This is a genomic window from Pseudomonas sp. GW823-FHT02C02, from assembly GCF_058797635.1.
The window spans coordinates 1-14,964 of the sequence record NZ_JBXAJV010000009.1 but is presented as its reverse complement, the minus strand read 5'-3'; the positions used below and the strand labels follow the sequence as shown (position 1 = coordinate 14,964).

Genomic DNA, 14,964 nt, shown 5'->3' with positions numbered 1-14,964 from the left:
GTGGTCGCTTCGTTCGAAGCGATTGCGCCTGTGTTCAGCGTTAGAGAGCGCATATGGCCATCAGTCAATTTTCCTACAGCAATATTCCTCCCGAGGCGGAAGCGCTTCGCACCGAAGTGCGGGCGTTCATTCTCGACACACTGGCCGATTACCCCCCAACCTTGAGTGCGCAGTCCTGGATGGGCTTCGACGCTGAATTCAGCAAGAAACTCGGCGCGCGAGGCTGGGTCGGCATGGCATTGCCCAAAGCGTACGGTGGTGGCGAGGCGGGTCCTTTTGCGCGCTACGTGATCATTGAAGAATTGCTGGCCGCCGGTGCGCCGGTATCGGCCCACTGGATCGCCGACCGGCAAAGCGGGCCGCTGATCAATCGCTTCGGTACCGAGCAACAAAAACGGCACTACCTGCCAGCCATTTGCCGGGGTGAAAGCTACTTCTGCATTGGCATGAGCGAACCCAATTCCGGCTCGGACCTGGCTTCGATCAAAAGCACTGCGGTGCGTGATGGCGATAGCTGGCTAGTCAATGGCCAGAAGGTCTGGACCACCAACGCGCACCATTCGCAGTACATGATTGCTTTGGTGCGTACCGGTGAGAAACAAGCAGCCCGGCATGAGGGCATGTCGCAATTTATCGTCGACCTGAGCCTGCCCGGCATCACCATCCGCCCGATTCGCGATCTGGCCGGTGGCGAGCACTTCAACGAAGTGTTTTTCGACAATGTGCGGCTGCCCGCCGATGCCTTGATTGGCACTGAGGGCAAGGGTTGGGATCAGGTGACCGCTGAACTGGCCTTCGAACGCAGCGGCCCTGAACGTTTCCTCAGTTGCATGGCGTTGTTGAAAACACTGATCGACGCAGTGGGCAAGACCCCTGACGCACTACAAGCGCGGGAGATCGGACGGCTGTCGGCCAAGCTGCTGACGCTGCGCAATATGTCGTTGTCGGTCACGGCACAGTTGGCGGCGGGTGAACATCCAGCCTGGGCGGCCTCCTGTGTGAAAGACCTTGGCAATGCTTTTGAGCAGGAAATCCCCGAGGTAGCCCAGCTGTTGCTGGAAACCGAGCCACGGCAGGACGGCGGCAGCGAGCATGCACGCGTGCTGGCCTACCTGACACAGATGGCGCCCTCATTCTCACTGCGCGGGGGCACTCGCGAAATTCTGCGCGGCATCATTGCCCGCGGCCTGGGGTTGCGATAATGCGCGAGATATTCGAAGCGACGATTGAACGCCTGTTTGCCGATCTGGCGACGCCGGCTTACGTGATGGGCTGTGAAGGCGGCGAATGGCCGGCCGAGTTGTGGGCCGCGCTGGACGAGTCGGGCTTCACCCAGGCGGGTGTATCCGAAGCGCTGGGCGGCGCTGAAGCCAGTTGGGCCGATATGTATGTGTTGGTCCGTGCCGCCGGGCGCTTTTCAGTGCCCGCGCCACTGGGTGAGGCCTTGCTCGGCAACTGGCTGCTGAGCAAGGCCGGCCTGGAGGGAAGGGCGGGTGCAATCAGCGTGGCCGCCAATTCCGATCTGGTGCTTGATGGCGAGCGCGTTTATGGCACCGCCTGCTCGGTCCCTTGGGGGCGCAACGTTGAAGCGGTCGTCGCCATCGCCAATAGCCCAGCCGGTGTTGCGCATGTGGTGCTGCTGCCGCGTAGCGCTGCAAGCGAACTGACGTTGAGTCTGAATGTGGCGGGCGAACCGCGCGATGATTTGGGTTTCACTAGTGCCAAGGTATTGGCGCAAGCACCGTTGCCCAGCGGGCTCGACGCCAATGTCCTGGAATTGGGCGGCGCGATGCTGCGCGCGGCGCAGTCCGCCGGGGCGTTGCACGCGCTACTGGACATGACCGCCAACTATGCCGGTGAGCGCAAGCAGTTCGGCAAGGCAATCGGTTCTTTTCAAGCCATTCAACAACAGCTCGCAGTATTCGCTGAGCAGGCTGCCGCCGCCGGCATCGCGGCCGAGGCGGCCTTCACGGAATCCAGTGCGGGGCTCGCCGCGCTGACCATTGCCGCGGCAAAAATCAGCACAGCCGAAGCCGCCAGCGTCGGTGCCGGCATCGCCCATTCGGTGCATGGCGCCATCGGCTTTACCGAGGAATATCCGCTGCATCTGCTCACCCGTCGGTTGTGGGCGTGGCGCAGTGAATTCGGCTCGGCCAGCCTTTGGAGTCAGCGCCTGGGTACTCAAATATGCCAAGGCGGCAGCGATGGATACTGGCCGTTGCTCACCAGCCATGGCCAACAACCCTTAACCCGTCTCGCGAGTAATCCGGTATGAGCCCGTTTCTTCAGATTGAGCGTGAGGGCGGCATCGTCACTGTGCGCATGAACCATCCCGACACGCGCAATGCCCTGACGACGCGCGAGCAGATCCAGGAGTTTGTCGATCTCTGCGCCGAGCTGCGCCGTGATATGTCGGTGCGGGTCATGGTGCTTACCGGCAATGGCAGCGCTTTTTGTGCCGGTGGCAACGTCAAGGACATGCACGAGCGCGGCGGCATTTTCGCCGGCTCGCCGTATGAACTGCGCAATACCTACCGGGACGGCATTCAGCGTATTCCCCTGGCGATTTATGAGCTGGATATCCCGGTGATCGCCGCGGTTAACGGCCCGGCGATCGGTGCGGGCCTCGATCTTGCCTGTATGTGCGATATCCGGCTGGCGGCGCCCAAGGCGATCTTCGCCGAGAGTTTCGTGCGCCTGGGCATCGTTCCGGGTGACGGCGGCGCCTGGCTGTTGCCGCGCATCATTGGTATCCCGAAAGCCAGTCTGATGGCGTTTACCGGTGACGCTATCGATGCAGCCAAGGCGCTGGAATGGGGCCTGGTCGAGCAAGTCTGCACCCACGAAACGCTGCAATCGGAAGCGCAGGCGCTTGCGCGCCGAATCGCCAGTAATCCCGGTCATGCGTTGCGCCTGTGCAAGCGTCTGCTGCGTGAAGGCCAACATATGCGCCTCGATTCGCTTCTGGAATTGTCGGCGGCGTATCAGGCGTTGGCGCATCACACCGAAGACCATCATGAAGCGGTGGCGGCTTTTGTCGATAAGCGCGATCCCAATTACCAGGACCGCTGATTATCCATCGCCCAATACAAGAATCGATCTGGAGTAAGCAAAATGCGTGGCGTATTTCGAGAAGACCACAACATGTTCCGTGATCAGGCCCGCCGTTTCGTCGATCGCGAAATCGTGCCCTACCTGCATGAGTGGGAAAAGAACGGCATCGTTCCCAAGGAAGTCTGGCTCAAGGCCGGTGAGAACGGCTTGTTATGCTCCACGGTGCCCGAAGAATACGGTGGCCCCGGAGGCGACTTTGGTCACTCGGCGGTTATGATCGAAGAGCTGGCGCGGGCCAACGCTACCGCCGTGGGTTTCACCACCCACTCGGAAATCGTCACGCCTTACATCGTTGCCTATGGCAGCGAAGAGCAGAAGCAGCAATGGCTGCCGCGCATGGTCAGCGGTGAATTGATTGGCGTGATTGCCATGAGCGAACCGGGCATTGGCAGCGACCTGCGCGCCATGCGCACTTCGGCGCGGCGTGACGGTGATGACTACATCGTCAACGGCCAGAAGACCTTTATCACCAACGGTGGCAATGCCGGCCTGGTGGTCACCGCCACCAAGATTGATCCAGCGGCGAAGGAACTGACTCTGATCTGCGTTGAGGAAGACCGAGCCGGCTTCGCCAAGGGGCGTCTGCTGGAAAAGATTGGCCTGAAAGGGCAAGACACTGCCGAATTATTTTTTGATGAAGTCCGGGTGCCCGTCGGCAATCGATTGGGTGAGGAGGGGATGGGATTCAAATACCTGACTCATCAATTGGCTTGGGAACGCCTGATCATCGCGATCCGTGCTGCGCAATCCATCGACACGCTGCTGGAAGAAACAATCGGCTACACCCGGGAGCGCAAGGTCTTCGGGAAACCGGTGATCGACTTCCAGAACACCCGCTTCAAACTCGCTGAAGCCAAGGCCCAGGCCACCATGTTGCGGGTGTTCGTCGACGACTGCCTGGCCAAAGTGATGCGCGGTGAACTGACGCCGGAAATCGCGGCAATGGCCAAACTGCTGGGCTCGGAAATGCAAGGCAAGCTGCTTGACGAATTCCTGCAGTTACATGGGGGCTACGGCTTCATGAGCGAATACAAGATCAGCCGCGCCTGGGTCGACGCCCGAGTGGCCCGCATATACGGCGGCACTTCGGAAATCATGAAAGAAATTATCGGCCGTACCCTTTGAAGCACACTTGCATGGGGCAAACAGATGAGTAATTCCCTTTACGAAATTTCGCTAAAGCAGATCGATGGAAGCATCCGTACCCTTGGCGACTATCGGGGCAAAGTGCTGCTGGTGGTCAACGTCGCTTCAAAATGCGGGCTTACCCCGCAATACGAGGGCTTGGAAAAACTTTACCAAGACAAAAAATCCCAAGGCCTGGAAATACTGGGTTTCCCTGCTAACAACTTCAAGGAACAAGAACCGGGTAGCGATGTGGAAATCGTTGAGTTCTGTTCAGTGAACTATGACATTCACTTTCCGTTGTTCTCGAAAATCTCCGTTGTCGGTGCGGACCAGCATCCTCTCTACGCGGAACTGACTGCCGCACAACCCGAAACAACGGGTGAGGGACCTTTTCGGGAGCGTCTGCAGGGTTATGGCATCGAGTCAGGCAACACAACGGACGTACTCTGGAATTTCGAAAAGTTTCTGATTGATCGGCAGGGCATCGTCGTTGCTCGTTTCGCTCCGGACATTGCGGCTGATAATCCTCGTTTGCTTGAAGCAATCGAAGTTCAATTAGTCCAAGAGGCGTGAAGCGGTGTTGACAGTCGATACGGTTAGCTCGCTTCGTGCGCTCGTGGCCCGTGCACGAGGTGAAAACAAGAAAGTCGCGCTGGTGCCGACAATGGGCAACTTGCATGACGGTCATATCTCCCTGATTCATTGCGCGAAGCAGCGTGCTGACTTTGTCGTCGCGAGCATTTTTGTCAATCCACTCCAGTTTGGGGCTAATGAAGATCTTGCCAACTATCCCCGGACGCCCGACGCCGATCGAGAGAAATTGGTCAACGCCGGCTGCGATGTGCTCTTTGCCCCTGCTGTCGAACAAATCTATTCGGATGGAATGCTCAACCAGGCCATCGTCAGCGTGCCAAACGTGTCTGAAGGTCTTTGCGGCGCGATACGCCTTGGTCACTTTGACGGGATGGCCACTGTCGTTACCAAGCTGCTGAACATCGTTCAGCCAGACGTGGCGGTTTTCGGTGAAAAGGACTATCAGCAGCTGGCAGTCGTCCGCTCGATGGTCAGGGATCTCAATATGGTGACTGATGTTGTCGGTGCACCGACGATCCGGGCTGCGGACGGCTTGGCATTATCGTCGCGCAACGTCTATCTGAGTGACCATGAGCGTTCGGTGGCTCCCGTCCTTTACGCTTGTTTGAAGCAAACGGCGGCGAGTATCCAGGCTGAGGGGCGGGTGACTGAGCGCCAGTTGATTGAATGTCATCAACGTATAAGCGACGCCGGTTTTCAGCTGGAATACTTTGAAGTCAGGAATGCTCAGGATTTAAAACCTCTGACCAGCTCCGATACTCACTTTGTGATTCTGGTGGCCGCGCGCATCGGCAAAACGCGGCTCATTGACAATCTGACGGTGGACCTTCGGCCATCAAAAAGATCACCAGAGGAACAACATCCATGAGCCTCTATCGAGCGTTCACTGTTCTTGGTCTGTGCCTTGTCTCTCTTGTCGGTATGGCTCAACAAGCGCCAGCGGATGCCTATGGTGCCGACACCCAGCGTGCCAACGCCTTGTTGTTAAAAGCTGTCGCCGAATACAAAGCCAAGGGCGACACCGCCCTGGCCGAGTTTAGTCGCCAGGGAGCCTATGTCGATGGTGAACTGTACATCTACGTGGTCGATACCTCCGGTGTGATGCTTGCCAGCGGAGGGCCTTCGGTATCACTGGTCGGAAAACCGGTGGTCAGCGTTCTGGACGACGACCTCAAGGCTGCATTCCAGCAAGCCATTTCGCAGCCAGACGACGGCATTGTGCGTAGCGCCGAATACCGCTGGTGGAACTGGCAACACGGTAAGGTCGAGCGTAAGCGCGTGTTCTATCAACGTGTGAAAGATCGGGTGATCTCCGTGGGTTATTACATGCCACGGTCCAGCCCTGAAAAGGCACAACAGCTGCTTCGCCAGATTTCGTCGCAAGTTGCCAGCGACGCGAAAGCCACTGTCGGGCTCATTAATCAGCACGATAAGCAGCTTACCCAGGATGATCTCTATGCCTTTGTGGTGGACCTGAAAACCAAGCGGTTCGTCGCTCACGGCTTTTCGCCCCGGCTGATCGGTACCGACTTCAAGTCATTGCGCTCAACCGACGGCAAGCCGATTGGCGAGGACATTCTCAAGCAAATGAATACGCATGAAGCAGGGGAAATCACCTATCAATGGCGCAACCCTATGACCGGGCAGAACGAATACAAGAGGACTTTTCTGCAGCGAGTGAATGGATACGTCGTCGCCGTGGGCTGCTATGCAATCAAGTGATCAGAACAGGGGCCACCGGAGTCCGCAGCAAGGAGTGTGCGCATGACTGATTTAGTGTTGCTGCATGGCGGCAACCATGGCTCGTGGTGTTGGGGGCCTTTTGTGGAGGCGTTAAACCAGCAACCCGGATGTTTCGAACGAGTGATCACTCTGGATATGCCTGGGTGCGGCAAGAAGCGTGGTCGGGATGTTGCATCCCTGCGGCTGGACGATGTAGTCAACGAACTCAATGAAGACCTGCATGCTTTGGGTGTGAGCCAGGCTATGTTGCTTGGGCATTCCATCGCCGGGGCCGTGCTGCCGATGATGGTGCTGGCCGCTCCTCAGTTGTATTCGCAGCTGGTGTACCTGGCCTGCGCATTGCCCAGTGAAGGCCAATCCATTCTGGAGTTGCTTGGCAATACGTTACACGGCGAAAGCCCGGAACATGTCGGTTGGCCGCTGGATCCAGCGCAAACTACTCCTCAAGCGCTGGCTGTGGTCATGTTCGGTCACGACCTGGATGAGCAAACCCTGGGTTGGTTGTTAGGCGAAGTGAGCCAGGACACAACACCACTCTGTGTGGCGACAGACTCTATTAGCCGTGAGGGATACTCGGGAATGATTCCGGCGAGTTACATCATCACACTGCGCGACAACATTTTGCCCGTGGACTGGCAGCGCCGTTTTGCGCAACGTGCCGGTGCTGGCGTGGTGATCGAAATCGATACCGCGCATGAGCCGTTCGTATCACACCCGCAGCTGCTGGCGGATGTCGTACGAGGTATAGAGCGGCATGAGTGATGAGCGAGTTCGTTGTTTTAAGTCATGGCAACGGTAAGACAATCCGCAGCAATCGGTTGATCCTTTCCATTATCGTCTTCAACTTTATCTCCTACGTTTGCAGTGGCTTGCCGCTTGCGGTGTTGCCGGGCTACGTCCTCAATGACTTGGGCCTGACCTCAGTTTTCGCTGGTGTAATGATCAGCTCGCAGTACTTTGCAACACTACTGGCTCGTCCGTTGGCCGGCGGTGTAGCAGATCGACTGGGAGCCAAATACGCGGTGGTGTGTGGGTTCGGTGGCCTGATGGTGAGCGGCAGCCTGACGACACTCGCCATCATGCTTCCCACCCACCTCTGGTTGACCCTGACTCTGTTACTGCTGGGCAGGCTGGTGCTAGGTGCGTCCACGGCCATGATCTCCACGCCTTGCTGCACCTGGGCCATCGGGTTATGTGGTGCCCCTCGGGCAGCACAGGTCATGTCGTGGAATGGGATCGCGGCCTACGGCGGTACGGCGGTCGGCGCGCCATTGGGTGTGTTGCTTCGCCATTCACTGGGCCTCGCCAGTGTTGGGTTGTGCACGGTATTGTTCGGATTGGTGTTCCTGGTTTTGGCACTGGGCAAGCGTCCGGCGCCGTTGGTGGCAGGTGCCCGTCTGGCCTTTCATCGAGTGCTGTTCGCCGTCATGCCCAATGGCCTCGTTCTGGTCTGTAGCTCGGTAGGGTTTGGCGGACTGACCGCTTTCGTCGCACTGTATTTCGACAGCCTGGGCTGGGATCACGCGGCCTACTGCCTGAGTGGTTTCGGGGCGGGTTTTATCGTTGCGCGCTTGTCGTCGCCGGGGATACTGCAGCGATACAGGGGGTACAGCGTGGTGGGGGGGTGCCTACTTGTACAGACTTTGGGCATGCTGCTGATATGGCTCGCGCCGTCTCCTGCTCTGGCCATTGCCGGTGGAGTGCTGACCGGAATAGGGGTGTCATGGATTTATCCGGGGCTAGGCGTGGAGACATTGGCGAGCACTCCTCCCGCGAACCGAAATTCGGCGCTCAGTGCTCTCTCGTTGTTCTTTGATATTGCAGTGGGGATGGCCGGGCCGGTTATGGGGCTTATTGCTTCAGGATTTGGCTATGCCGCGATTTTTCTCTGTGCGGCGCTGATGTCGATAGGCGGGTTTTTGGTGGTGCTCTGCCTATGTTGGCGAAGTGATCATCTGGGTAACTGATAATGACTTGTCAGCCAGATCTGAACGCGACTTGCAGTACCGCTTCAAAGTGCGACACGTCGAAAGGTTCCCCATGGGCTAGTCTCGGACTCGCAGCTTGGTTAAGTCCCAGGCACGTAGTTTGCTGTCGATGGTCAAGTTGAAGAGCGCCAAATCACGTGTCTTCTTCGCAAGCTGGAGTCTGACCCGGATTGCCGAGAGTCCGCTACTGGCCGATTGATGCCTGTCACAAGGGGCAGCAATCGGCCAATAGCGGACGTTCGACCAAGGACTGCCACTGGCTAAAGGCAGCCGCTCATGATGAAAAATTAATCTGTCCTATTTTGCTGGCCATTTTTTGCTGAGTAGAAATCCAAGCCTAGATTGGGAGTTGAGGGGCGAGCGAAATGAGTACATCTGGTGGGTTATGACCCCCCACCCAGGTAGGCATCTCCGTCCTGTACAACATGGCATGTAAAGATCAGTGTCGACTGCATGCTACCGATCACGGTCGTTCGGCAGCCTTCAGCCAATCGACTACGCCATTGACTCCAAGTGAAAGTAGAGTGTCTTGTATTCCCACAACGCGCCGTAGCATCGCGCCACAGTCAGATTCTTCTCGTTCTTCTGCTTCCGCAAAGAGCCGGGTCATAAGCTGGGTAAGACTATTTTTATGATCAAATAAATGTCGCTTTTCATGACGGACATAAGCCAGATAGCGTTCGGTTGCGTACAAAGCTTGTTCTGGATCATTTTGTACAATCGCGTTAAGCCATTCATGAAATCCGAAGAGACGATGATGTCTATTTTCGCTATCTTCATCATTCTCAAATACTGAAAAACAGCAATCAATTAGTTCTATTGGAACCGAAATCGCATCAGCTTCATCGTTGAATATTTGAGTCATCTGCTCGGCAACGTTTAGGGCACGAGTGCCGCCTGTGTTTAAACCTGACTTTATACCGGCAAGACACTGTTCTCGATTCTGCCGAATATTTCCATGGTTTGTCCACACGGTTGCTGCACCACGCCAAGCGTCTGTGTTATCCAGAGCGTTCAAGTCTCCTAGGAATTCCGCAAAATTGATGTGCTGGGTCATGGTAGCTAAAGCCGAAATACGTCCCCATGTTTCTAGGTCTTTGCCGCTCCCCTTGTTGCGAAGACACGCTAGCAGAGGTCTTACTACTTCAAAATGATTGTGGTAAGAATAATAAAGACACGGTTCGGCGACTTGCCAAAGTCCACCTCCATCTTGTACGGCGAGATCGAACAACTCCCATCCTAGATCGAAATAAGTGCTTTGCAAATACGGTAAGCGACGTAAGATCATGGCACGGATAGCAGGGTGTTCGTCACTCGCAAAGCGACGCAACATGGGCGCTAGCAATTCAGGAAATTCAATGCCTCTCTGTAGAAAATTATTAGCCAAGATCATCAAGGCATCAGAAACGTCTCCCTTTGCCATATTGATTCCGAGATCTATTAAATCTACACCGTCCCCCTCGACTGGATCAGCTTCTTGAAGTCCCACAAAGTCTTCGGCCAAAGATATGAGCCGCGATGCCTCTCGAGCATCCTGTATGACGTTTGCACAGGCTTCAAGTGCTTTGGCCGTGGAGCGTTTGTGTTGCCATTCGGCTGAATGAAGCTCTAGCTCATCAAAAATTCGGCATACCAAGAGGGAGACCTGAGGCTCTTCGACCGATTGCCATGCATCGTGGGGGCGTAAATTTCCATAACGATAAGCTAGATATGTAGCTACCCCATCCATAATGTCATCACGAAAACTTTCTGGAATTACTAACCAGTGAATAGACAAAAAGCCCAAGAATCGGGAGGGGTTCCGAGATGAGGCCTCTCGCAATTGCGAGCCAACCTCCCGCTCGCCCCCGATAAGAAAGTCAGCCATATGCCAATTCGAGTATCCGTTGTAGTGCGCTAATAATTTCAATACCCCGCTATCGCTCGCACCTAAAAATATTTCAAATGAGAATGGTGCGCTTACCATACCGCCAGCCGAACGGATTTTCGGCTGACGAACCAGTACTCCTGCTTTTTCCTCATATGAATCCACTACCGCTTGCACTTCGGGGGAGCGCAGGTAGCAAGGAATCGGCAAAATCAGCTCCGCTTGCGCTCTCAATACCCAAAGTCTGGATTCCTCGGCAACTTCTTCGTTCCAAATAGTTAAAATGCTCGTCGTCACTGCATCTTGCACTGGCACGGCCAAAAGATTAAATGCCGACTGTATTAGCGAACCCAGTTCGTAAGATAATTCAAATTCCAACATCCTTGTATCACACAACATACGGGCTATTATTTCAATATTCGCCACAGGCGAGGCAGTGCAGGCGAGTATCGCGAAATACAGCAACGCTCCTTCATGATTAAAACAAAGACGCTCTTGGTTTTTTTGCCACCAGCCTGAGTTGTTTTTTGCTTGCTGCAGAATAGCCGCCTCAACTGCATCAAGTAGAACGTTCATGCTGCTCGAGTGAACTGTATCTCTTTGGCTATGCAAATCTTCGTATGAACTCTCGTTCAAAAAAACATTCCTGTAGCCTACGCGAGTATTACCATAGCGTAAGGCGCGAACATTGCTCCAGTGCTCGATTGACTCTATTGCTAAATCCAGCAAAGCAACGGACTGCAACATACGTTTACTTATAAATTTTTCATCCCGCCCCCCGAATTCATGTTTTTGGCAACGCAACTTGTTATTGAGTCTAAATTTAAGTAAATCCTCGTCGTTAATGTCACCTGAGATATACTGCCAGAGCAGGGCATCTTCCACTACACCTGCCTCTACGCATCTAGCGATGACCCGGCCAAGAACGCTGTGCTCAGTTAGCGGCATATTGATCAGCCGCTCAAGCAATGGAGCAACCAGTGCCATATTTTCTAATTTGATTTCAGACAGGTGGATTCCGAGTCGGTCAGCAATTTCATTCCTATCAAGCCAGCCTAGTGAAAGCGCATCCATCCAGAATGACAACACTCCCGCACAATCTTCATTGCTCCATTGAGCAATGCGATAAGCATGCCCAATCAATCCGTCGGAATCCTGGGCAGACTTCAGAGTTGGAACCAGATGTTTGAGCCAGAAACGATGCCACTCAATCGCACTAGCCAAGGCATAGATCACCTGAAAAATATCACGGTGTTTTTCCCGCAAATCACGTAGCAATGGCCAGTCTTCTTCCTGGGGCATCTGCTCGGCAAATGACTCCGCTACTAGGCGCCTGATGTGGAAGGCCGCGCTACCAGTCAAGACGGATCTAAGTTGTTTTCTAAATTCGCGACGCTCACCTAGTGCCAACTGTGCGACAAAACTGCGGATGCTGGGGCGTACAAAGGGTACCGGCGGCAAGCCATGTATGAACTTATTCAAAGTAACGCCAGTTCGCACGGCTCCGCTTATCACCAATACATCCAATAGGGTTTGATGTCCGAATGTCAGCTTTCCATCCTGGGTTTCTCGCAGCACATTTAAGCTACACAGTTTCCGCTGAATGTCTTGAGAGGCTGAGAAGCGCTGATGCGGCACCGCCAAGCTTCTTAATTTCAGCATTTCCGAGGCAATTGATTCAATTGCTTGTATTGCCGCATCTCCCAAAGCGTTGTCGGCTCGCACGATCGTATCGAGATAACGTTGTGCCAGTGCTTGGCTAGTCACAACGTTGAAGCTACCGCCTCGTTGGGCCAGTTCAACAAACAATGCTAGTTCGCGTGGATTTCTTATCAGTACGCGAGTGGCGCCATCAATAGTTGCAGTCGCAATCCCTAGCGTATCAAGTAAGGGTGCAATGTCGGCCTCCCAGTCCATCGGTTGGCACTTCAATTCGCAATCCCATTGTCGTTCCGCAATTCGCCGGTCGTACTGCCTGTCGAAGTCACGGCAGGCAGTAACGACAGTAATATTAGGAATCAGTAGCAGGCGGTCTATCTGCGCAAGAAAATATTGAAGAACGCGATGATCGCGGGCGATGGAGAGCACATCCAAAGAGTCAATTACTACAATCACTTGAGCGTTTTCAGCCAATCGAGCAGCTTTTTCGACCCATTGCTCAGAAAGGCCTTGGGCTAGACGATCTTCCGATGTAGCCAAGTCGGCGAATTCGCGGGACTGGATAAAGAGTGGCACGATGTCAGAATTGCTTTCGGCCCGCTTCTCCAATGTTTCTTGTAACGCAAGCATCACGCACGTTTTACCCGATCCCGGAAGGCCCGTCAGCAAGATGGATCTTTTTTTATCATCAATAGATACAAGTAGCTCATCCAGGGTTGGGTTGGAAATACGTTGTCCCGCAATATCCCTTCGCCACGATCTGCCAATGGCAGATGTACTGGAAAAAGAAAGACGTACCTCAGCAAGATTCATTGGCGGAACTAGTGTTGCTCCCGCCTTTTGAAGAATAGTCTTGAGGTCGCTTTTAGTTAATCGGTGCTGCGAGGCTGTAGTTGTGCTATCGCCCCCTGTGCGCGCGCCGAGTTGGTCGAGGCTCGCCCAAAGTGCCGCGAATGCAGCGTCAGTATTGCTCACCATGTTGCGTAAGCGTTCGCGGAGCAGTTCCTCCATACGATCTAGGTCATCACTGGTGATAAAGTTCGTTCGGCACAGGAATTTATAGGTGGAAAGATCGGGGGAGAATTTAGCAAGTAGCGCCGAAAAACTTTTATCTACTGCTTGGTGCTCTTGGCCTAGACTTGCTAGGTAGCTCGCTTCGTTATGCTGGGTAGAACTGTGTTCTCTTAATTTTGCAAGAGGGCCAAAGTTGTTTCTTGAATAGAAACGAACATTTACGTTCGGATTATCTTCCAGCAAGCAGGAGGCTTTGCCCAACTCATCTGCAAGATCGCTTATCGACCAAGATTTGAAATCGGTTTGATTTTTTTTGCACTGACACGCAATCAAAGTGCCGTCAGTTTTGCCTACTACCACATCATCTACGGAATAGCTGATCGAATCTATTTCGAGCCATTGAAAGTCTTGATCGGATAATACTGTCAATGCCCAATCAAATGCCACCAACGTCTGGTAAATGTCACCTCGATTGGAACGGATACCAGCGATGCTCATAAATTTCTCCTATTGGGGGGGATTCATCCCCTCAAATTAGCGTCAGCAGTTTCAATGGATTGAGCATGATATTCAAATTTAGGGCGCTTAACTACGGATCACCCTTGTCAAAAAAAGGACGTTCATCAGGACTACATGACAATCGAGGACAGACCATAAGACTAATGATGCTGAACGTCCGTTATTGGCCGATTGCTGCCTGTCGCGACCGGCAGAAAACGACCCAAAGCTGCCTTTGGCAGACGCAGCTATCGGCCAGGAGCGGCCGCTCGTTGACGTGTTGTTTTAGCGAGAGGGCCTTGGGCGCACACTGCCGCAAAACAGTGAGTTACTGGGGGCTCGATGCTCGAACAATCGTGGTCCGGCGGTAACATGGTGTCCTTTTAAAGTCCTGATGGTAGGATGGACTCGTCTCGACATCCTCCCATATCTGGTTGTTATACCCAACGGCCGTACCTCTAAAACATCCCCGCTTGGAATATATCGAGTGACGAATACACCATTTTTTGACGCAGATCACTGGCACTTTAAAGCGCTAATGGATTTTATAGCAATCAGAGACCTGCACGAATTACTTTCTAGCAAAGCCGCGATTGATGCTCACCTCAATTCCCGCACTCTGATGTCTTTAAAGGATAATGGTGGCGATGTCGAAATTAAAAATAGAATAGATGCTCATCTTTCGAGTTCTCTGACAAATTCAATCGATCATTTTTCGGCATTAACGGTTCTAGCGTTGTCTACAACCTTTGAAGTGGCCACCAAAGATTTTTTTCGTAATATTTTTGTTTCACAGCCGCTGCTCATGCATGATTTTCTCACCTCGGCGGATCAATCTGGAGTTGTTTTTCTTGCCGACGTGGTAAAGGCAGGTGATTTTAATAATCTGATTAACAGTCTAGCTGAGAAAGCATCAAATTCCGCAGCTAAAGGTAAGTACAGCAGTGTGCTTGCACGTATATTCAGACTCTGCAAATGGAAAGACACTACGGGAATCAAGGATAAAATTGATTCTATTCAAGCGGATAGAAACTTCATTGCGCACGAAAAAGCGATCAACAGCCGCTCGATAGAGAGCATTTCAGATGCGCATTCAGTAGTTGCTCATGCGCTGGAAATACTTGCGGAGTGCGCCATCAAAAAGAATATTCCGGGACGTTATACGTGTGTACAGCGTACGCATTTTTTGTTATTAGGTGATCTACATGTCTTGGCTGACGACGTGGTGAAAAATACCTGACCAAGCATTAGCTGGTGGTTAATTATTCACGGGCTATCTTGAACGTCCGTATATGGACTCCTCCTCGTTGCAAGCCTCCTTTGCTTTGGCGCCCGTGCCGACTGCACACGTATATTCGG

Annotated in this window: 11 protein-coding genes; 10 read left to right on the top strand and 1 reads right to left on the bottom strand. The window is 53.7% G+C overall.

The window, feature by feature from the left end; all coding sequences use genetic code 11:
• Positions 1 to 53: 53 nt before the first annotated feature.
• The 9 genes from AC1ROI_RS17365 to AC1ROI_RS17325 are packed head-to-tail and all read left to right on the top strand — an operon-like array spanning position 54 to position 8,546.
• A complete protein-coding gene (locus tag AC1ROI_RS17365) occupies positions 54 to 1,202 on the top strand; it encodes an acyl-CoA dehydrogenase family protein (protein ID WP_083376145.1) in 1,149 nt (382 codons plus the stop codon).
• The gene (locus AC1ROI_RS17360; protein WP_077748097.1) at positions 1,202 to 2,275 is read left to right on the top strand and encodes an acyl-CoA dehydrogenase family protein; all 1,074 of its coding nucleotides are present in this window, start codon (positions 1,202 to 1,204) and stop codon (positions 2,273 to 2,275) included. The genes AC1ROI_RS17365 and AC1ROI_RS17360 overlap by 1 nt, the downstream gene beginning before the upstream one ends.
• Positions 2,272 to 3,072, top strand: coding sequence for a crotonase/enoyl-CoA hydratase family protein (locus AC1ROI_RS17355; protein ID WP_057005059.1), 801 nt, complete (start codon positions 2,272 to 2,274; stop codon positions 3,070 to 3,072). Before AC1ROI_RS17360 ends, AC1ROI_RS17355 begins: the two co-directional genes overlap by 4 nt.
• Positions 3,073 to 3,114: 42 nt before the next feature.
• Positions 3,115 to 4,239: an acyl-CoA dehydrogenase family protein gene (locus tag AC1ROI_RS17350; protein WP_083376146.1), complete on the top strand. Its 1,125-nt coding sequence runs from the start codon at positions 3,115 to 3,117 to the stop codon at positions 4,237 to 4,239.
• Positions 4,240 to 4,263: 24 nt separating this feature from the next.
• Complete coding sequence (locus AC1ROI_RS17345; protein WP_083376147.1) at positions 4,264 to 4,815, top strand: glutathione peroxidase; 552 nt, start codon at positions 4,264 to 4,266, stop codon at positions 4,813 to 4,815.
• A 4-nt stretch (positions 4,816 to 4,819) separates the two neighbouring features.
• The gene (panC, locus tag AC1ROI_RS17340) at positions 4,820 to 5,704 is read left to right on the top strand and encodes a pantoate--beta-alanine ligase (RefSeq protein WP_102594490.1); all 885 of its coding nucleotides are present in this window, start codon (positions 4,820 to 4,822) and stop codon (positions 5,702 to 5,704) included.
• Entirely contained in the window at positions 5,701 to 6,558 is an 858-nt protein-coding gene (locus AC1ROI_RS17335; RefSeq protein ID WP_083376149.1) for a cache domain-containing protein, read from the top strand. Before panC ends, AC1ROI_RS17335 begins: the two co-directional genes overlap by 4 nt.
• A gap of 42 nt (positions 6,559 to 6,600) precedes the next feature.
• The gene (locus tag AC1ROI_RS17330; RefSeq protein WP_083376150.1) at positions 6,601 to 7,341 is read left to right on the top strand and encodes an alpha/beta fold hydrolase; all 741 of its coding nucleotides are present in this window, start codon (positions 6,601 to 6,603) and stop codon (positions 7,339 to 7,341) included.
• Positions 7,341 to 8,546: an MFS transporter gene (locus AC1ROI_RS17325; protein WP_083376151.1), complete on the top strand. Its 1,206-nt coding sequence runs from the start codon at positions 7,341 to 7,343 to the stop codon at positions 8,544 to 8,546. The genes AC1ROI_RS17330 and AC1ROI_RS17325 overlap by 1 nt, the downstream gene beginning before the upstream one ends.
• 484 nt (positions 8,547 to 9,030) lie before the next feature.
• Here the strand turns inward: AC1ROI_RS17325 and AC1ROI_RS17320 are convergent, their stop codons facing one another.
• A complete protein-coding gene (locus AC1ROI_RS17320; RefSeq protein WP_102594491.1) occupies positions 9,031 to 13,605 on the bottom strand; it encodes an AAA family ATPase in 4,575 nt (1,524 codons plus the stop codon).
• A 487-nt stretch (positions 13,606 to 14,092) separates the two neighbouring features.
• On the opposite strand from AC1ROI_RS17320, the gene AC1ROI_RS17315 reads away from it, so the two are divergent.
• A complete protein-coding gene (locus tag AC1ROI_RS17315) occupies positions 14,093 to 14,845 on the top strand; it encodes a hypothetical protein (RefSeq protein ID WP_102594492.1) in 753 nt (250 codons plus the stop codon).
• The last annotated feature ends 119 nt before the right edge of the window (positions 14,846 to 14,964 follow it).

Coding starts and splice junctions, on each gene's coding strand:
- AC1ROI_RS17330 (WP_083376150.1), top strand. CDS start 6,601: ATGACTGATTTAGTGTTGCTGCATGGCGGCAACCATGGCTCGTGGTGT.
- AC1ROI_RS17320 (WP_102594491.1), bottom strand. CDS start 13,605: ATGAGCATCGCTGGTATCCGTTCCAATCGAGGTGACATTTACCAGACG.
- AC1ROI_RS17355 (WP_057005059.1), top strand. CDS start 2,272: ATGAGCCCGTTTCTTCAGATTGAGCGTGAGGGCGGCATCGTCACTGTG.
- AC1ROI_RS17325 (WP_083376151.1), top strand. CDS start 7,341: ATGAGCGAGTTCGTTGTTTTAAGTCATGGCAACGGTAAGACAATCCGC.
- AC1ROI_RS17345 (WP_083376147.1), top strand. CDS start 4,264: ATGAGTAATTCCCTTTACGAAATTTCGCTAAAGCAGATCGATGGAAGC.
- AC1ROI_RS17335 (WP_083376149.1), top strand. CDS start 5,701: ATGAGCCTCTATCGAGCGTTCACTGTTCTTGGTCTGTGCCTTGTCTCT.
- AC1ROI_RS17350 (WP_083376146.1), top strand. CDS start 3,115: ATGCGTGGCGTATTTCGAGAAGACCACAACATGTTCCGTGATCAGGCC.
- AC1ROI_RS17365 (WP_083376145.1), top strand. CDS start 54: ATGGCCATCAGTCAATTTTCCTACAGCAATATTCCTCCCGAGGCGGAA.
- AC1ROI_RS17360 (WP_077748097.1), top strand. CDS start 1,202: ATGCGCGAGATATTCGAAGCGACGATTGAACGCCTGTTTGCCGATCTG.